This window comes from Parabacteroides sp. TM07-1AC (assembly GCF_003480915.1).
Lineage (GTDB): Bacteria > Bacteroidota > Bacteroidia > Bacteroidales > Tannerellaceae > Parabacteroides > Parabacteroides chongii.
Genome location: NZ_QUKD01000001.1, coordinates 875,603 through 891,901 on the forward strand (window position 1 = coordinate 875,603; position 16,299 = coordinate 891,901).

The 16,299-nt window shown below is 48.0% G+C and carries 20 protein-coding genes; 9 read left to right on the forward strand and 11 right to left on the reverse strand.

The genetic code is table 11. The features are described from left to right. Nucleotides 1–9: 9 nt before the first annotated feature. The 5 genes from DXD68_RS03610 to DXD68_RS24715 all read right to left on the reverse strand — a co-directional run bounded on the left by DXD68_RS03610 (nucleotide 10) and on the right by DXD68_RS24715 (nucleotide 8,265). Nucleotides 10–2,391 carry an ABC transporter permease gene (locus DXD68_RS03610; protein WP_122360322.1) on the reverse strand — a complete coding sequence of 794 codons (2,382 nt, stop codon included), beginning with the start codon at nucleotides 2,389–2,391 and terminating at the stop codon, nucleotides 10–12. An 11-nt stretch (nucleotides 2,392–2,402) separates the two neighbouring features. After that, entirely contained in the window at nucleotides 2,403–4,778 is a 2,376-nt protein-coding gene (locus DXD68_RS03615; protein ID WP_122360323.1) for an ABC transporter permease, read from the reverse strand. 280 nt (nucleotides 4,779–5,058) lie between these two features. Further along, nucleotides 5,059–6,309, reverse strand: a complete 1,251-nt coding sequence (locus DXD68_RS03620) for an efflux RND transporter periplasmic adaptor subunit (protein ID WP_122360324.1) — start codon at nucleotides 6,307–6,309, stop codon at nucleotides 5,059–5,061. Nucleotides 6,310–6,362: 53 nt separating this feature from the next. After that, nucleotides 6,363–7,703 (reverse strand): TolC family protein, encoded by a 1,341-nt coding sequence (locus DXD68_RS03625; protein WP_122360325.1) that lies wholly within the window; start codon nucleotides 7,701–7,703, stop codon nucleotides 6,363–6,365. Nucleotides 7,704–8,052: 349 nt separating this feature from the next. Beyond that, nucleotides 8,053–8,265 carry a hypothetical protein gene (locus DXD68_RS24715; RefSeq protein WP_007567577.1) on the reverse strand — a complete coding sequence of 71 codons (213 nt, stop codon included), beginning with the start codon at nucleotides 8,263–8,265 and terminating at the stop codon, nucleotides 8,053–8,055. Between the two features lie 106 nt (nucleotides 8,266–8,371). Between DXD68_RS24715 and DXD68_RS03635 the strand changes: the two genes are divergently transcribed. From DXD68_RS03635 to DXD68_RS03680, 9 genes are all read left to right on the forward strand, one after another. Next, nucleotides 8,372–8,782 (forward strand): hypothetical protein, encoded by a 411-nt coding sequence (locus DXD68_RS03635; RefSeq protein ID WP_004291538.1) that lies wholly within the window; start codon nucleotides 8,372–8,374, stop codon nucleotides 8,780–8,782. A gap of 161 nt (nucleotides 8,783–8,943) precedes the next feature. Beyond that, complete coding sequence (locus DXD68_RS03645; protein ID WP_004291535.1) at nucleotides 8,944–9,159, forward strand: hypothetical protein; 216 nt, start codon at nucleotides 8,944–8,946, stop codon at nucleotides 9,157–9,159. Nucleotides 9,160–9,170: 11 nt separating this feature from the next. After that, nucleotides 9,171–9,392 carry a hypothetical protein gene (locus DXD68_RS03650; RefSeq protein WP_004291534.1) on the forward strand — a complete coding sequence of 74 codons (222 nt, stop codon included), beginning with the start codon at nucleotides 9,171–9,173 and terminating at the stop codon, nucleotides 9,390–9,392. 13 nt (nucleotides 9,393–9,405) lie between these two features. Next, a complete protein-coding gene (locus DXD68_RS03655) occupies nucleotides 9,406–9,822 on the forward strand; it encodes a PcfK-like family protein (RefSeq protein ID WP_004291533.1) in 417 nt (138 codons plus the stop codon). Further along, the gene (locus DXD68_RS03660) at nucleotides 9,819–11,150 is read left to right on the forward strand and encodes a PcfJ domain-containing protein (RefSeq protein WP_004291532.1); all 1,332 of its coding nucleotides are present in this window, start codon (nucleotides 9,819–9,821) and stop codon (nucleotides 11,148–11,150) included. The genes DXD68_RS03655 and DXD68_RS03660 overlap by 4 nt, the downstream gene beginning before the upstream one ends. 24 nt (nucleotides 11,151–11,174) lie before the next feature. Continuing rightward, the gene (locus DXD68_RS03665; RefSeq protein ID WP_004291531.1) at nucleotides 11,175–11,432 is read left to right on the forward strand and encodes a hypothetical protein; all 258 of its coding nucleotides are present in this window, start codon (nucleotides 11,175–11,177) and stop codon (nucleotides 11,430–11,432) included. A gap of 19 nt (nucleotides 11,433–11,451) precedes the next feature. Next, a complete protein-coding gene (locus DXD68_RS03670) occupies nucleotides 11,452–11,685 on the forward strand; it encodes a DUF3873 domain-containing protein (protein WP_004304291.1) in 234 nt (77 codons plus the stop codon). Next, complete coding sequence (locus DXD68_RS03675; RefSeq protein ID WP_004291529.1) at nucleotides 11,682–11,927, forward strand: DUF6956 domain-containing protein; 246 nt, start codon at nucleotides 11,682–11,684, stop codon at nucleotides 11,925–11,927. The genes DXD68_RS03670 and DXD68_RS03675 overlap by 4 nt, the downstream gene beginning before the upstream one ends. Nucleotides 11,928–11,980: 53 nt before the next feature. Then, complete coding sequence (locus tag DXD68_RS03680; protein WP_004304290.1) at nucleotides 11,981–12,289, forward strand: hypothetical protein; 309 nt, start codon at nucleotides 11,981–11,983, stop codon at nucleotides 12,287–12,289. Nucleotides 12,290–12,322: 33 nt separating this feature from the next. Here the strand turns inward: DXD68_RS03680 and DXD68_RS24720 are convergent, their stop codons facing one another. The 6 genes from DXD68_RS24720 to traN form a co-directional block, all read right to left on the reverse strand. Then, on the reverse strand, nucleotides 12,323–12,712 hold the full coding sequence (locus tag DXD68_RS24720; protein WP_004291527.1) for a hypothetical protein: 390 nt from the start codon (nucleotides 12,710–12,712) through the stop codon (nucleotides 12,323–12,325). A 64-nt stretch (nucleotides 12,713–12,776) separates the two neighbouring features. Then, the gene (locus DXD68_RS03690; RefSeq protein WP_004291526.1) at nucleotides 12,777–13,304 is read right to left on the reverse strand and encodes a glycoside hydrolase family protein; all 528 of its coding nucleotides are present in this window, start codon (nucleotides 13,302–13,304) and stop codon (nucleotides 12,777–12,779) included. After that, the gene (locus DXD68_RS03695; protein ID WP_004291525.1) at nucleotides 13,301–13,804 is read right to left on the reverse strand and encodes a DUF3872 domain-containing protein; all 504 of its coding nucleotides are present in this window, start codon (nucleotides 13,802–13,804) and stop codon (nucleotides 13,301–13,303) included. Before DXD68_RS03695 ends, DXD68_RS03690 begins: the two co-directional genes overlap by 4 nt. Beyond that, nucleotides 13,801–14,703 (reverse strand): toprim domain-containing protein, encoded by a 903-nt coding sequence (locus tag DXD68_RS03700; RefSeq protein WP_004291524.1) that lies wholly within the window; start codon nucleotides 14,701–14,703, stop codon nucleotides 13,801–13,803. Before DXD68_RS03700 ends, DXD68_RS03695 begins: the two co-directional genes overlap by 4 nt. 7 nt (nucleotides 14,704–14,710) lie before the next feature. After that, a complete protein-coding gene (locus DXD68_RS03705; RefSeq protein WP_004291523.1) occupies nucleotides 14,711–15,286 on the reverse strand; it encodes a conjugal transfer protein TraO in 576 nt (191 codons plus the stop codon). A 2-nt stretch (nucleotides 15,287–15,288) separates the two neighbouring features. Continuing rightward, nucleotides 15,289–16,275: a conjugative transposon protein TraN gene (gene traN, locus DXD68_RS03710; protein WP_004291522.1), complete on the reverse strand. Its 987-nt coding sequence runs from the start codon at nucleotides 16,273–16,275 to the stop codon at nucleotides 15,289–15,291. Nucleotides 16,276–16,299 lie beyond the last annotated feature (24 nt).

The window sequence follows — 16,299 nt, forward strand, 5'->3', positions numbered from 1 at the left end:
AAATATATGTTATTCCGCTTTCAGACTGTCGATCGGATTCTCATTGGCCGTCGCCCAGGCACGATACAATACGCAACCAATGATGACGAGGTAAACGAAGAAAGCCGCGATGATAAACAGGAAGGCATTCAGATGGATACGTTCCGAGAATTTCTCCAGCCAGTCGGAGGCACTGATATAGGCAATCACTACACCGATCGTAAGAGCAGGAACGGCTATATAGGAAATGTCGCGCGAGATCATCCTGAGGATGCTGGCGGCAGTTGCACCGTTGACCTTGCGGATCGCTATCTCACGTCCGCGGCGGTTAGTTTCGTCGGCAGTATATCCCAGCAATCCGATCAGCGCGATGATCAGGCAGACGATGCCGCTGATGAAGATGGAGTCGCGGAACTCACGATCACCCTGGTATTGCTGAGCCAGACTCATTTTATATACAGAAGCTTCCACCACTTTATCCGGCATTGCATCTGTCAGGATCTGGTTGACCTGTGCTATATTGTCCGATGTCATATCATGCATCTTTATCAAGATATTTTCCGTAGGAGCAATTCCACCCGGCTTCATGTCGTAGAAGAAAACCGAGGCACGGGTATCGGGACCTTTGATGGAACCGATACGGAAGTCTTCATAGACACCGCAAATGGTGTATACCTGATTTCCATTACTATGTTCGGATATCATCACACCTTTACCAATAGCACTTCCTGTCCAGCCCGCCACCTTCTCCATCTGTTCGACAAAACGACGGCTAACCATTATTTTATCGCCGTTAGCCTCACCCTGGCGGAAAGCGTGGCCCTCCAGAATAGGTATCTCCATCAGTTCAAAATAATTATCACCGACACTGTACATATCGGCAATGTTAAACAGTTCGCGGTTATCACCCGGCAAACCGACATTATTACCCGAAGGATATTTGAAAGGCAACTCGCAACTGGCCGACACCAGGTCTACCTGCGGCAAACGACGCAGTTCGTCCATCGCCCGCTCACGCTCCAGGGCACTCACACCGCGGGTATTACAAAAGATCAGATTCTCGTAGGCATAGCCGGGATCACTCGAAATCATAGCACTATACTGGCGATTGATCGTGATCAATAATGCCACCAGATAGGCCGTAGCGACAAACTGTACAAAAAGCAGGCACAGTTTCCAGTAACGCTTCGATTCTTTTACGCTACGGAAAGCCGATGCCACCGGAATACGGAGGAAGAGCCAAGTCGGTACCAGGCAGGTTACGGCGAATACAACGATACAGATACCCGACAAAATCATCAAAGTAGGTACCGTAAACAAAGCAGACAGCGAAGCCGACAACAATTCCTCCACCTTCCCTTTACAAAGGATCAACAGGAAAGCTCCCAGCAAGAGTGCCAGTAACAGATGCAGCAAGGATTCGGAAAAGATCATTCCGAATATATTTTTACCCGAAGCTCCGTAACATTTATGTACCGCCACTTCTTTCGTACGTCCGATCAGTGTAGAGATAACGACCAGCACATAATTCAGCACGGCTATAAGAATCAGGATCGTAGCCAGGAAGAGAAGCATGGCATTCATGTCTTTCACCTCCTTATCATTATTATGGATATCCTGCAAAGGCGAGATGGTATAGAACAAATCGACACCGGCCTGTTTCAGCGCTTCCATATCCTGGTTACGTTCCTGCATACGGCGGATAGCCGGGGCAAGCCCTTCCGGATCAGTACCCGGAACCAGTTTTACATAGGCGATGTAACGGTCGTTACCCAGCCAGTTGGTCGTACTCCATTCCGGCATGCTTGCCAGCGATCCCAGCACATCATAACGCAGATGGCTGTTTTCGGGTATATCTTCAAATACGCCACCGATGGTTTGCGGAGCGTTCCGGTTTGCGTCACGAACGAAGGTCTTGCCGACCACGTTCCCTACTCCGCCCATTTTCTCGGCCAACGAGCGCGAGATCATCGTATAACCGGGACGGGACAAAACATCTTTCGGATCTCCCACCAGGATCGGGCGGGGAAATATATCGAAAAAGCTGGTATCGGCAAGCAGGATAGTCGCTTTATAAAATTGTTTCTCCGGCGACATGATCAGTTCATTGGCCGGTCCTATGCGGGTATAGCGCGTTGCGACTTCCACTTCCGGAACCTCCGCTTTCAAACCTGGAGCGACGGCACCGCTCACCTGTCCCCAGGTATCTTTCTTCCCGTCTTTGTTCAAGCCGGACTTGACCAGATAAATACGGTCGTTGTCGGGATAAAAGTTATCATACGAACGTTCGAAACATACTTTTGCAACCAACACCAAACCCATTGCCAGTCCAACGGCAAGCGCCAGTATCTTAATCCCATTGTTCCTTCCCTTCTTAAACAGGGAGCGGAATGCCATACTAAAATTCCTCATATTTATATCATTTATTCTGATTTCAAACTTTCCACCGGATTGGATACGGCAACCATCCAGCTACGATAGACAACGGTACCTAAAATGAGCAACAGTACCCCTGCCACACTCAACGTGAACACACCGACATTCATCGATATCTTTTCGGCAAATTGCTGTAACCACTTCTCGCCTGCATAATAAGAGGCACCGGCTCCCAGCAACAAAGCGGGAAAAGCCATCCAGGTCACATCGGAAGCGATCAGCGAAAGGATATCCTTTTCCGTTGCCCCGTTGATCTTGCGAACGGCTATTTCTTTTCCGCGCCGGTTGGTTTCATCATTGATATACCCGATCAGCCCGATCAGAGTGATGATCAGCGTTACGATACCGCCCAGCATCACCGCGTTGCGGAAAAGGCGCGAAGAGTTATACATATTCGCCATGCTGACACTGTAAGAAGATACAGGCATCTCCTTATCCGGTAAAGTGGCCTTGATGATTTCGTCCAGCCGTGCCATATTCTCCTGCGACATTTTATTCAGTTTAATGACCAGCGTATTCTGCGGACGACCGCTATAAAACAGCGCCGAAGGTCCCATCAATTCGCTTCCGATAGCCCCGACACGGACATCGTCGTACACGCCTGCTATCTCGAAATCGTTAGGCGTACCATGACCGCTCACATATATTTTCTTTCCTATCACACCGTCTTTCCAGTCGAGTGCCAAGGCCAGTTTGTCGGCCATCATCCGACTGATCATTACCACGCGGGAAGAATCGGAATAAGAATGATCGAATCCTTTTCCCTGGATAACGGACATTTCCATCAGAGAGGTATAATTGGCATTCGCCCCGTAAAGGTCGGCGAAATGAATAATGGTTTCCTTTGTTCCCGGACGATAAACCATATCCCCTGAACCGCTGAAAGCAGGTAAGCTACTGCAAGTAGATACGTCCTCCACCTCCGGAAGTTTTTTAAGTTCATCCATCAAGGCGCGACGGGAAGAACCCGGCACACCGTCCATCCTGCAATAAGCCAGCCGTTCGTATTTATATCCCGGATTATCGTTCACCATTCTATTATACTGCAAACCGATAACCACCAGCAGGCATACCAGAAAACCGACGGCCACAAACTGGATAAACAACAGCACTTTCTTCCATGAACGGCGTGATTCTTTATAGGAGCGAAATACCGATGCTACCGGTATTTTCGAAAATAGTTGCGAAGGCAGTAATCCCGCCACTAAAAATACAATTACACAAACAGCTACCAGCATCAGAACGGTATCGACCGTAAACAGCGATAACAACGACGCACTGAGCAATTCTTCCACCATCTCACGGAGTGCCAGTATCAACAAAGCAGATATCCCCAGCGAGACAAGCAGGTTGAGAAAGGTTTCCGAAAAGATCATGTCCGAGATATTCCATCCGGATGCACCGTAACATTTATGTACGGCAATATCTTTCGAACGGGTTACCAGTGACGAGATCACCAGTAAAACGTAATTCATCAAGGCTGCAAAAAGGATAGCAAATGCAATAGCCACGAGCATGACAGCCATCCGTTTCGTTGCCGGCGACTTGGCATAAAGTTCCTCCAGCGGACACAACATCAGAGCGTAATCGATTCCCCGCTCTTTCAATTGGGCAGAGTCGACATGGCGGTCGAGCATCTCGGCCATCGGCTGCAACAGGTTTTCGGCAACGATACCGGGCTCCAGGCGAACATACCCATTATAACTATCTCCCCCAAACCATTGATCGAGGTTCGACCACCCCATTACTGTCTCGAAAGAGGCCAGTGAAACCAGCATGTTATATTTCAGATGGGTATTATCCGGTACTTCTTCAAACACTCCGCCGATCGTAAAAAGATGTCCGGGGAAAGAGGCGATTTCAAAAGTCTGTCCTACCACATCTTTTCCACTGCCTATCTTAGCAGCTATCTTTTCGGATACAAGGGCATACAATGGACGCGAAAGAATCTCCTTCGCATTACCGGCCAACACTTTACGGGGAAGGACATCAAAGAAGTACTGGTCTGCCATTACAAAGTTACCGGTGTATTTTTTCTTATCGGAAGTAGTAAAAAGATACTCCCCTATTACATTGGCACAGGTAGCCGATTCCACACCGGGTATTTCAGCTTTCATCCCCGACGGAACACCTGCACTTACATGCGGATAGCCTTCTATTTTCTTCTCTCCTACGGATACATTTTCCTGTATGGCAAAAACACGATCCGACTCAGGATAGAAGTTATCATAAGATAGTTCGAAACATACTTTAGCAATCAGTACCAAGCCCATGGCCAGACCAACGCCCAATGAAATTATTTTAATTCCATTATGTCTTCCTTTCTTAAAAAGGGAACGGAAAGCGATATGTACATTCTTCATTGTGGTTATCTTTTATAGGTTGTTTATTTCAGTAAAATAATGCGCAAATATGCCAATGTGCCAATGGAGATAGCAATAAGTTCAGATCTTGTCAGAATTGAACCTATTCAGATCGTATTAGGGGACGCAGATGACGCAGAATACGCAGACGCTCGCTGACTTTTTATTTTCTTTAAAAACAATATATTATCTGCGTTTATCTGCGCTCGTCTGCGTCATCTGCGTTCCTTAATGCAAATGGATATTCTATATTGGCACATTATTTCCTATTCTTGAAATATCATTCCAACACCAGGACTTCATTATCCTTATAGCTTTCGTAGCTTGATACGATCACTTTTTCACCGGCTTCCAAACCTTCGGTCACTTCATAATACTGCGGGTTCTGACGACCGATCTTAATCTTGCGGCGATAAGCCTTTTTGCCATCTTTATCCAAAACGAATATCCAGCTGCCTCCTGTACTCTGGAAGAACGTTCCGCGCGGGATGATGATACTTTCCGTCGGCTGTCCTAATTCCAGGTTGATATAATACGTTTGTCCGCTGCGGATATTGTCAGGACGTTCGCCGGTAAAGACAAAGTCGGTACGGAACTTACCTTCACGAACTTCCGGATATACTTTACGTACAGCCAGTGCGAAACTTGTACCCTGACGGTCGAAGGCTGCACCCAATCCCGGTTTAACGCGGTCGATATAGTGTTCGTCGATCATGGCTTCTATCTTATAATCGGAAAGGTCGTTGATCTGGCCGATCTTCATACCGGCTGATACATTCTGTCCGAGGACTACATCCAGCAAACCCAGTTCGCCGTTGATCTGTGAACGGACATTCAGATGTTCTTTCCGTTCGTGTACCAATTGGATGTTACGGCGCATATTAGCCAAACTCGTTTCCATTTCGTCCATCTGGATCGTACGGGAAATTGAATCCTGACGCAAACGTTCAACCACCAAGTCATATTTCTTGGTTGCCAGTTCATAATCTTCCTTCGCTTTCAGAAATTCTTCCTTGGCGATCAGGTTTTCATCGTAAAGCTTCTTTTGTTGCGTATAAGCACGGCGTGAACGGGCGATGTCGACATCGAGCTGGGCTTTTTCCAACTGGTTGTTCAGCTTATCCTGTTCCATAGCAACCTGAGTGTTACGCAGGAAGTTCTGCTTTTCAGCCAACTGAGCTTCCGCATCCAGAATCTGCAAATCGAGACCGGAGTTGGAAAGACGGACAATGACATCGCCTTTTTTCACCTGGGCACCTTCTTCAACTACCTTCTCCTGTACGATACCGCCTTCTTCCGGGCTCAACTGCACGACAGTGATAGGCTGTACCTGTCCGTCTACGCGGACGAAATCATTGAATTGTTCCTTAGTCACATTACCGATACTGATTCCGCGAGCATCGACTTTCAGGGTCGAAGCATGGTCGCCGAAGATGATCCATCCTACCAGTACCAGGAATAAAACACCACCACCTACATAAGGTAAATGTTTCTTTTGAATGCCTTTTTTCTTTTCTAACTGTATATCCATTGTTGTATGTTTTTATTTCTTTATTGTTTGTTTCCTAGTTATTCGCGTTATTCTCAATGAATGCCTTCAATCAAAGGTTTCCCTTTATAATAATCGACCAGCTTGCATTTCATCAGATACATCAGCTTCCGCTGCAGCAGGTCGGCTTTTGACAGAAGTAATGTATTTGCACTGGTTTGCAGATCGATCGGGCTCATCAGACCTTCTTCAAATTTACGTAAAGTTACCTGATAAGCAATTTCATCCGCTTTTGCTTTTTTATCCATCTGAATAGTTTCTTTGGCATAGCCCTCACGGTCGAGAATAGCTTGTTCGATGGCTGTCTCCAACTGACGGAGCACTTCTGTCTGCTGTTCCTGAGCAATACGCATATTATTGCGTGCCTTGCGCAGGTTGGTCAAACGGCTCAAACCGTCAAACAAAGGGAAACTCAGGTTGAAAGAGATATATTCACCACGGTTATTTTTAAACTGATTGCTAAAAGATGCAGGAGCTTTATCTGCTTTCAGGTTCTCGTAATAATTCGTAGAAACCCCGGCAGAGAAAGAAATGGACGGTAACAAACGTCCTTTTGCCATCATGTATTGCATTTTATAGGATTTCAACTGAAGTTTCGCCTGCAAGGCTGTCGGATTATTTTCTGATGCGTAATCATATATTTCATTAACCGACTCCATCATCGTTGCATACGATTTATCCAAAAGCATCGTATCTACATCCAGTTCCATGTCGGAAGGGTAATTCATATTCTGCTTCAGTGTCAACAAAGCCGTATTAAGCAAATTCTGCTGGTGAGTCAGATTGTAATCGTTGGCTGCTACCTGCGCTTCGATCTGTGCCACATCCGCTTTGCCTTTCAATCCCAGCTCCTCCTGACGGCGTGTTTTATACAGGATACGGCTATTTTCTTCTAATTGTTCAGCAGCTAGTTTAACTGTTCCCTGGTAATATACCACATCCATAAAAGCCTGCATCGTATTGATTGCCAGGTCGTCTTTTTCCTTTTGGATATCATTCATACCTAACTGACGGTTTGCTTTTGCCATACGCCACTGGTTGACTAACTGCCCTCCGTTAAATATAGGAATAGAAACATTCAGGCTATATCCGTTATTGAAAGTAGATGTATTATTATACACGTTAGTCTCCGGATCAATCGAACGTCCGAAACTGTATTGCGCTCCTACACTTGCACTCATAGACGGGAAGAAAGAGGCTACAGAGGAATTTAACTCTGCTTTATAAGAATCACTGGTATAAGTTTGTTTCTTCACTTTCGGACTGTTTTCAACGGCATAATGCATGCATTCATCCATTGTCCAGAGCTTTTCCTGGGCCACGGCGGCTGTTGCCAGGCTAAACGAAAGAATCGATGTAAATATTATCTGTTTCATTTTTGTGTTATTTTCTGCCAATAGAAAGGCAAAGACTGTGCCAAACCATTTAAGACATTGCTTATCAACCTATTGACAAAACAGATATTTTTCCAATGTGTAAAAAAATTAGACAATGGTGTATAAATATTAGACAGCCGGTATTTCTTCGTTTCCTTCTCCTATTTTATCTGTCTAAATATTAGACACTGGTTAGGAAGTATAAAACCGAACCTGTATCTTTGCAGACAGAAGTTACGAAAAGAGTGTAATTTATTGGAAATGAGCGTAGGTTAATTGCTCTTGATAGTAATAGGTTACGATTTAGTTAGTTATCTACTGCATTATCCTTCTGCGCGTTGCGTAACCTTCAAAGAACTCTTCGTATGCAAAAGTAGCTATTTAATTCGAGATTTTGATATAAACTCCCGTTTTTTATCCCCTCATTCATAAGAATTTTCCGTAAAAGCGGTATTGTCCGTCGGCACACCATTGCCCAAAACGAGTTTGGAACAAACGTGTGCCGACTACCGCATAGCTGGAGAAAAGGGCATTGCCTCACGCCTAAACGATGTTTAGACAGATGAAGCAATGCCCCTTTCTTTTGCGCCTATGCCAAGAGGTGCTTTTACGGGTTTTCAAATGATTTTTCTTTTTTCGCTGTCTCTTTTGCCGGAAGCGGAAAGTGAATGCAGAGTGTGTCAGCCTGCCCCATGAATGAAACAGGCGCCCACACACAGCCGGACAAACCGGGAAGAATGATTGTTGCCACCCGGCTGAACAAGTTCCGTCGGATCGGAAACAATCATACTTCCTTTGTTGTGGTTTGCCCTTTTCACGCTTCCGGTGATGTCTTTTTCCTTTTGGTGATTCTTTTTTTTACGGATTTTCCCCTGAAGTTTTTTTCTACACAATCTGCCTCTGTTTTCGTTTACCTCCATTTTGCGCCTTTCAGTAAGCCGCATCAGTCAGTCATTTTCGTTCTGGGCGCAAAGGTAATTCCGGGATTGGACGGGAAAGCAAGGTCAAGCCTCCTGTTTTCGGTAAAAATCTCCAGCCCTGCGGGTAGTATTTTGACCGAAAAACCTTGCATTCCCTAATCCCTACCTTTTCAAGCACCCGAAACGAAAACGACCGATGCGACAGAAAGACGCATAAAAAAAATGTCGGATAAACGAGAGGCAGATAAGATAGTTTGAAACTCAACTCCCTCAGCTCTTGAATCCGCATTAAAAACAAAAAAATCAAAAACAGCGAAGATATGACGGCAACGGCAAATTTCAGACAAATGGCGCAACACATCGGGTTGGCGATATGCGGCTTGATGATGCGCACCGCCTTCGGGGTGTTCGGCATCCTTTGGGGCATCATCAGAGAGATTGTAAACGGAGTGTTCCGAGTGGCGATAGGTGTAATCGTGGCTATCCTTTCCACCATTGCCTTCTTTGGCTTCATCCTTTGGTTATTCACCCTTTAACCCTTACCGACATGGCAAAAAGAAACAGCAAGACGGCAGCGCAGCAGTGCAGATATTACGAGGTGGACAACATCTTCGTGTATATGGTGGAAACGTACATCAACGGCAATTTTGAAACTTTCCGAAGATTGTACCACGAACTGAACAAGGACGCACGGAGGGATTTCATGGACTTCCTTCTCAGCGAGGTAGAGCCGACCTATTGGAGAGAGATACTGAAACAGATAATCTAAAAATGACAGCGATATGAAAGGAACAGACCATTTCAAGAGAACGATATATATGTACTTGGAACAGCGTGCGGAGGAAGATGCGCTATTTGCAAAGAAGTACCGCAACCCTGCCAAGAACATGGACGAGTGCGTGACCCACATTCTGAACTATGTGCAGAAAAGCGGTTGCAACGGTTTCACGGACGGAGAGATATTCGGGCAAGCCATCCACTACTATGAGGAAAACGAGATAGAGGTGGGCAAACCGATGGACTGCCAAGTGGTTGTGAACCACGTTGTGAAACTCACGGCAGAGGAAAAGGCGGAGGCACGTCAGAACGCTGTCCGCAAATACCAAGAGGAGGAACTCCGCAAGTTGCAGAACCGCCACAGACCGTCAGCGAGAAAAGAAAACCAACCCCAACCCTCATTATTTGATTTAGGCTTATGAAACCGAAGACCAAGATACAGAAAGAGGTGGCAAGACTTTCCGCCAACCTTCGCCCCATATCAGCGACACAAATAGATTGGGCATACCGCCACTGCGTTGAGCATATCGGCTACCGCACCAAGAAAGGGAACATCACCTGTTCCGACTGCGGTCACGAGTGGCACAGCGACAGCGGACTATGCGACACCCTTGAAGGCTGCACCTGCCCCAAATGCCATGCCGAACTCAAAGTGCAGGACACACGCAGACGCATCTACAAGGAAACGCAGAATTTCAGCGTGATAACCACCTGCAAAGGGTATCAGGTAATCCGCGTGGCGCAGGTCAGATGCGAGAGCAGGAAAGGCGAACCGATGCGTTTCTACTGCCACGAGGTCGTGCAGCGTTGGATTTCACCCGACGGCAAGGTTACGGACATGGCGTTGCTCCGTGGCTTCCTTTTCTGCTATTGCGATGTGTGGGCATTAGGCAGCGATATGGAGGTAAGACCGCACAACAGCCTATACGATGATGTGGTGGCAAGAAGCTGTGCATATCCAAAGATGAGGATATTGCCCCAACTCAGACGTAACGGCTTCAAGGGCGATTTCCACGGCATCTCCCCCGTGCGTCTTTTCAAAGCCTTGCTTTCAGACCCAAGAATTGAAACCCTTATGAAAGGCGGTGAGATTGAGGTCATGAAACACTTTCTTTTCAATACCCGTACTGCCGATGAATGTTGGGCATCATATCTGATTGCCAAGCGTCACAAGTATCAGATAGACAACCTCTCAATGTGGTGCGACTATCTGCGTATGCTCAAAAAACTCGGTCAAGACCTCCGTAACCCGAAGAACATCTGTCCCGAAGATTTCATGGCGGCACACGACAACGCAACCCGAAAAATTGAAGCCATACACGAGAAGGAAAGAGCCGCAGAGCAACGCCGTTGGGAGATTGAAAGGCGTGAGCGTGAGCAACAGCGACAACTCCAACGAAAGAAAGATGCGGAGGATTTCATCGCCAACAAATCCAAATTCTTCGGCTTGGTAATCACGGACGAGGAAATAATCGTCAAGGTGCTTGAAAGCATAGACGAGTATTACAACGAGGGCAAGACGCAGGGCATCTGCGTGTTTGGCAGTGGATACTACAAGAAAGCCGACACCCTCATACTATCGGCAAGGATTGGCGATGAGATTATTGAAACCGTAGAGGTGGACTTGCGAACCCTCGAAGTGGTGCAGTGCCACGGCAAGCACAACCAGGACACCGAATATCACGAGCGCATCATAGACCTTGTGAACAAGAACGCCAACCTTATCCGTGAGCGGATGAAAGCGGCATAGCATAACCCCTAAAACAACATTGATATGGAAGTAAGAATTGAAAGTATGATTTGTGTGTGGGATGATGCAATCCCCACGATGTTCCTTGAATTTGTGAACCTCCTCACTCTCACAACGAGTGAGGGGGAATTGAGAAAGAGCGTAAAGGAGTTTGCCGAGAAGCACGAACTTGACAAGTTTTTCCTTTACGGCTTCGGCTCACACCATTTCTACCTGCACCAACGCTACACAAGCAACCCCGAAATGGTGATGAAGAACAGAGTTCTGTCAGTACATTTTTAACCATCTAAAAAGCAACATTATGACAACACGAATGACCATCAACGGAGTAAGCACCTGCGCGGAAGCAGGTACGGAGAAATACGAGCGTTTCCAATCGGGTATCGGAAGACGCAGGCGGACACTTGTGCAGTACGACTACCGCCACCCCATAGACAGAGAATTGTTCTCTTGTGTCAAACCCACGTTGGACGAGTGCCGAGCCGCACGGGACAAGTGGCTGAACGCAAAGAAGGGAAAGGAGGACAGACTATGAACACGACCTATCAAACGCTGATAGTCAAGTTCAGCGAACCTATCACGGCATTGGACGGTATCTTTGACGATACCGGAGCGTGGGGAACGGACACCCTCAAGGGGTGGATAGATGATTACGAAAGCACACGTTTCACCGCCACCGACAGCCATACGGCAGTCATCACGAGCGAGTACAATATGGAATGTGTGAAAGAGTGGCTACAACGGCAGACCCCCATTTCCGAAATGCGAGAATTTTGAACGGGATGGCGGTGTCCGCACCGCCAATACTTAAAACCCTAAAAACAAAAGATATGATAGCCAAGACGATATTACAGCAGATAGGCGGAAAACGCTTCACCGCCATGACAGGTAGCCGTGATTTCATAGATATGGGCAACGGCTTACGGATGAGCCTTGCAAGGAACAAAACAAGTGCCAACCGCCTTGACATCATCTATGACGAAGGGGCAGACCTCTACAATATGCGCTTCTACCGCAGGACGTTCAGCAAAAAGACCTTTGAGTGCAAGACAAAGGACATTGCCGTACACGAGGGTATCTATTTTGATATGCTGGAGGAAATGTTCACGATGGTGACGGGACTTTACACACGCTTTTGAGTGGCGGGGCGGCGAGAGCCGCCCTACTTTCTTTCAGTGAGCATGATGGCGGACAAAGAAAGTAGCAAAGAAACCTTTGTCCAATCTGCGATAACTAAAAAATCCGCAAGTAAAACTTGCGGAGGCTATATATTGGGTCGTTATTTTTTGGTGGAGGGGAATGATAATCTCGAACCGTTGAACTACACATTTCTGCTTCGTCTCCATTTCCCCCAACGATTTGATACGTTCAATCATTTTTGTTGTTCCTTTCTGAATTTTCCTAAATACTTTCTTCATAATTTCGCTATACTTTTTATGGTTAATAACTATGTTTTGTATTGCTCTCACAACACTTACAACTTGAAGTGTTATTTGGAAACCGATAGGCAAAAATGGCTCAACGATGTCAATTAACGAGAAAATCCTACGATAATCTATCAAGTGATAGAGCAAAAGACGTGCCAAGTTAAATATGGCACGTCTTTTGCCAGTTTTGTCAGTCCTTTTATGGGATATACAACAGCGCAAACTCCGCCTTTCTCCGTTTGAGCAGCATGGCGTGGCGTTTTCCTTTGTAGTTGCAGAAGGCTATATACTCACGGTAGATGTTCCTGTCACCAGCTTCCAGCTTCTTGATTAAGGTGCTTTTGGGGATTGTTTTGCTGCCTAACAGCTTCGCCGGTCCCACATTGTAAGCTAACGTGCCAAGCAAAATCGAATCAACCCCGAATTTACGGAACATGGCGACAAATTTGCGCAGGTCTTTCCGCAAAAGTTCATCCGCATCCCGTTTTGTCATGGTTCGTGCCGAATACTTCTCGTTTGGCAAAAGTTTGTGACCCCAACCGACGTATGGGTAGTGTTTTTCTGAGTGCCAGCCTTCAAAGTAGCGGCAGCATAAAAAAGCACGTTCCATAAGCGGCAGTCGGTAGATTGCCGCCTGCCCGTCCGTTCCCTCTTGGCGGCTGATCTGCGCGGACACAGAACAGACCGTCAGAAGTGAACAGAGCATTGTCATGAATACACGCATCATTTCAACAAGGGGCTGAAGTTGCCGATGGGAACGATGGTAAGATCGTCGTCCTTTACATTCCTGTTGTTGAAGTCAAATTCCAGTTCGTAGGAGTTGCTAAAGTTATCCTCCACCACCACGATGAAATTATGCGCCTCATCACCCGCCGCCGTGTAGTACAGGCGGAATTTTTCGTTCTCCAGCAGGTAGCGGTCGTTAGGCAGGAAGGTGATGCCGTTATCCATTTTGAGCGAGCCTTCCCCCTCGAACTGGAAATAGCGGATGGTATAGAGCGTACCCGAAAAGTCGCCCTCCTTTTTCAGTTCACAGCGGATTTCCACTGTCTGCCCCTTTACTACCTTGTTCGGCACGGGCATGACCTCCACCGTGAAGGGATAGGACTGCTGGATGTCCATGTCATCGTCACATGACACGAGGGTGAATGACATGGCGGCTATCAGGCATAACGCCACTGCCTTGAATATTGATGTTCTCTTGTTTCTGTTGTTCAGTATGTTCATTGTTCTTCGATTTTTAGATGGTTGTTTTTCTGTTTTTTCGTTGTCAGTTGCAGGTACTCGTTCAAGTCCTTGCAACCGTCATAGAGGGAGGAACGGTCGGTGACACGTTCCCCGTATCGCATGGTAAGTGCGGCAAGCGTCCGCCGTCCGGCTTCGTCACGGTCGAGGAAGCAGCCGATGCGCCCGTATCCGTCCAGCAATCCCGCCGCCTTCTCCACGTTGGCGACTGAGTTCAGCACAAGACAGTCAGCGTTACCGGTTACACCAAGCGTCACGGCAGAGAGAAAGTCCATGAAGCCCTCGAACACGAGGCACTCGTCAGCCGGGATGTCATTCGCCTTTACCAGTGATACAGACTTCGGAGGTATGCAACCCTTGAAATATCGGCTTCTGACTTCATAGCCACCTGCCATGTTCGGAAAGCCAACGGCAAAATACCGTTTCCCACGCACACCGTAGTTCAAGCGGCAGCAGTGACGGGATGCGATGGCGTAAGGGATGCCCCGTTCCTCTAAATACTCCGTCAGCAGTGAGCGGAGCAGCGGAGCGACCTCCACATCCTCAAAAACGGATTCGGTCGGCTTCGAGAGATAGACGGGCTTTTCCCATCCGGCAACCGTCATATTGGCGGCTTCCGCTATGAACTTCGCTTGCTTCATGAAGTCATCGCTTTGCAGAAACTCCCCGGCAAGCGTGAAGATGTCGCCGCCCTTGCCCAAACCGAAGTCGTACCAGAGCTGTTTCGCCACGTTCACACGGAAAGAGGATGTGCGCTCGCCCCTGTACGGGGCAAGATACCACAGCTCGTTACCGCTCCTTCTGACAGGCTCATGCCCCAGCCGTGCGAGAAAATCCGCAAGCGGCATCCTTCTGACAGCATCTATTTCCGTCCTTTCCATGCCCGTGTCAGTTGATGATGAACTTGATACCGACCCCGAACTGCGTGTGGAACTTCCGTGTGTCGCCACCCCAAAGGCAACGCTCCCGCAGGTTGGCAAGCAGGGCGATACGGTCTGCCACGTAACACTCCACATCGAGCGTCAGCGCACCGCCGTAGATGAAGGCGTCCCGGTCGTGCAGCGTGGAGCCGTCATGCAGCACCTTCTTCCCCCAATTTACCGCCTCATATCCGGCGAGAGCCGAAGCCCCGGCATAGACGAAAACAATCTTTCGGGCGTCCGACAGTATCTTGAAGTAATAGCCGCCCTCCGCCGTGAACTGCGCCACGGGTATCTTGGTGTCCTTGTAGGGATTGTTCTTCAACAGGTATTCGCCACCGAACACCCACTTGTTCCCCTTCTTCGTGTAGGTGGAGAGAGCCGCCCCGAAGCTGTACCCGCCGTCCTTGCCGCCGAGATTGAAGCCGTCCGCCATGTCCGCCCTCACCTCGATGCCCTGCATCTTCGGCAGACACCGCTGGGCGTGCGCCTGCCCTGTAAAAAGGGCAAGCGACGCGATGATTATTGCGATGTACTTTCTCATGGTCAGCGTACTTGAAGTTCGTTGATGGTACCCGCGCGTACCAAATCCTCGTTCTCAATCACGAAGGACTGGTGACGGCCGCCGTTCTTCTCGTTCAATTCCACCACGAGGCACTTGTCATCGGGGATGGTGAACTTCGCCATCGTGAAGACCGTGCGCTCGCTCTTTTTGCCCGGCACGAGGGTGGCGTAGTTCTGCGCGCGGAGCGGCAGAATAATCTGCTCCTGCACGGCAGTACGCTTCGCAACCTTCTTGTCCACGATTTTCCAAGTGATGTAGTCCACATCGAAAGGCACGTTGCTCTGGTTCTTTATCTCCGTGTGGAAATAAAGCAAGCCGTTGTGCGTGTAGATGCCTTTCAACAGGTATTGGATGCCGAAACGCTTGCAGCCGATATGCTTCACCTCGCGCTTGTTCTGTTTGTGGATGGACTTCATGATAAGGCGCACCAGCATCGGGCTTTCGCTGCCCAGCTCTTTCAGATAGATTTCCTGCGCGTTGTTCGGGCGGTTCACCGTGCTGCCGTCATGGATGAAGTCGCACATCTCCACGTTGAGCAACAGCGGTTCGGCGGCGTACTTCACGTTGAAGGTGTAGAAACTGCCGTCCTCCGTGATGACGGACATATTCGTTTCGTTGGGAAAATTCCTTACGGTAGCCTTCACACGGATGATGTTCTCCGCTCCGTCGGCTTTCCCGGCAATCAGGTCGGGCGAGCCTAAATCGACATAGCGCACCTCCGCCGGAAAAATGACGTGGACGGTCTTGTCGTAGGTCACTTCCAGACCGTGCGGCGGTATCATGCGGTCGAAGGTCAGCTTGCGTGACAGCCCGTGATATAGGTCGCCGTCCGCCTCCTTCTGCGGATAGACCTCCTTCGTCAAGGTCGGTTGTTCACTTCCGTTGGTCGTTTCAACGGTTACATTCTCCTGCGCGTTGGCAGTTATGATGCCCATAGCGAGGGCAAACATGATGATTACTTTTCTCATTACTTTTGGATTTTAGTGGTAATT

Excerpts from the sequence above, each read along its gene's own strand:
- DXD68_RS03665 (WP_004291531.1), top strand. The coding sequence starts at position 11,175 with ATGGAAGTAAGAATTGAAAGTATGATTTGTGTGTGGGATGATGCAATC.
- DXD68_RS03680 (WP_004304290.1), top strand. The coding sequence starts at position 11,981 with ATGATAGCCAAGACGATATTACAGCAGATAGGCGGAAAACGCTTCACC.
- DXD68_RS03620 (WP_122360324.1), bottom strand. The coding sequence starts at position 6,309 with ATGGATATACAGTTAGAAAAGAAAAAAGGCATTCAAAAGAAACATTTA.
- DXD68_RS03635 (WP_004291538.1), top strand. The coding sequence starts at position 8,372 with ATGCAGAGTGTGTCAGCCTGCCCCATGAATGAAACAGGCGCCCACACA.
- DXD68_RS03655 (WP_004291533.1), top strand. The coding sequence starts at position 9,406 with ATGAAAGGAACAGACCATTTCAAGAGAACGATATATATGTACTTGGAA.
- DXD68_RS03705 (WP_004291523.1), bottom strand. The coding sequence starts at position 15,286 with ATGAGAAAGTACATCGCAATAATCATCGCGTCGCTTGCCCTTTTTACA.
- DXD68_RS03610 (WP_122360322.1), bottom strand. The coding sequence starts at position 2,391 with ATGAGGAATTTTAGTATGGCATTCCGCTCCCTGTTTAAGAAGGGAAGG.
- traN (WP_004291522.1), bottom strand. The coding sequence starts at position 16,275 with ATGAGAAAAGTAATCATCATGTTTGCCCTCGCTATGGGCATCATAACT.
- DXD68_RS03700 (WP_004291524.1), bottom strand. The coding sequence starts at position 14,703 with ATGGAAAGGACGGAAATAGATGCTGTCAGAAGGATGCCGCTTGCGGAT.
- DXD68_RS03675 (WP_004291529.1), top strand. The coding sequence starts at position 11,682 with ATGAACACGACCTATCAAACGCTGATAGTCAAGTTCAGCGAACCTATC.
- DXD68_RS03615 (WP_122360323.1), bottom strand. The coding sequence starts at position 4,778 with ATGAAGAATGTACATATCGCTTTCCGTTCCCTTTTTAAGAAAGGAAGA.
- DXD68_RS03625 (WP_122360325.1), bottom strand. The coding sequence starts at position 7,703 with ATGAAACAGATAATATTTACATCGATTCTTTCGTTTAGCCTGGCAACA.
- DXD68_RS03670 (WP_004304291.1), top strand. The coding sequence starts at position 11,452 with ATGACAACACGAATGACCATCAACGGAGTAAGCACCTGCGCGGAAGCA.
- DXD68_RS03660 (WP_004291532.1), top strand. The coding sequence starts at position 9,819 with ATGAAACCGAAGACCAAGATACAGAAAGAGGTGGCAAGACTTTCCGCC.
- DXD68_RS03695 (WP_004291525.1), bottom strand. The coding sequence starts at position 13,804 with ATGAACATACTGAACAACAGAAACAAGAGAACATCAATATTCAAGGCA.
- DXD68_RS03690 (WP_004291526.1), bottom strand. The coding sequence starts at position 13,304 with ATGATGCGTGTATTCATGACAATGCTCTGTTCACTTCTGACGGTCTGT.
- DXD68_RS03645 (WP_004291535.1), top strand. The coding sequence starts at position 8,944 with ATGACGGCAACGGCAAATTTCAGACAAATGGCGCAACACATCGGGTTG.
- DXD68_RS03650 (WP_004291534.1), top strand. The coding sequence starts at position 9,171 with ATGGCAAAAAGAAACAGCAAGACGGCAGCGCAGCAGTGCAGATATTAC.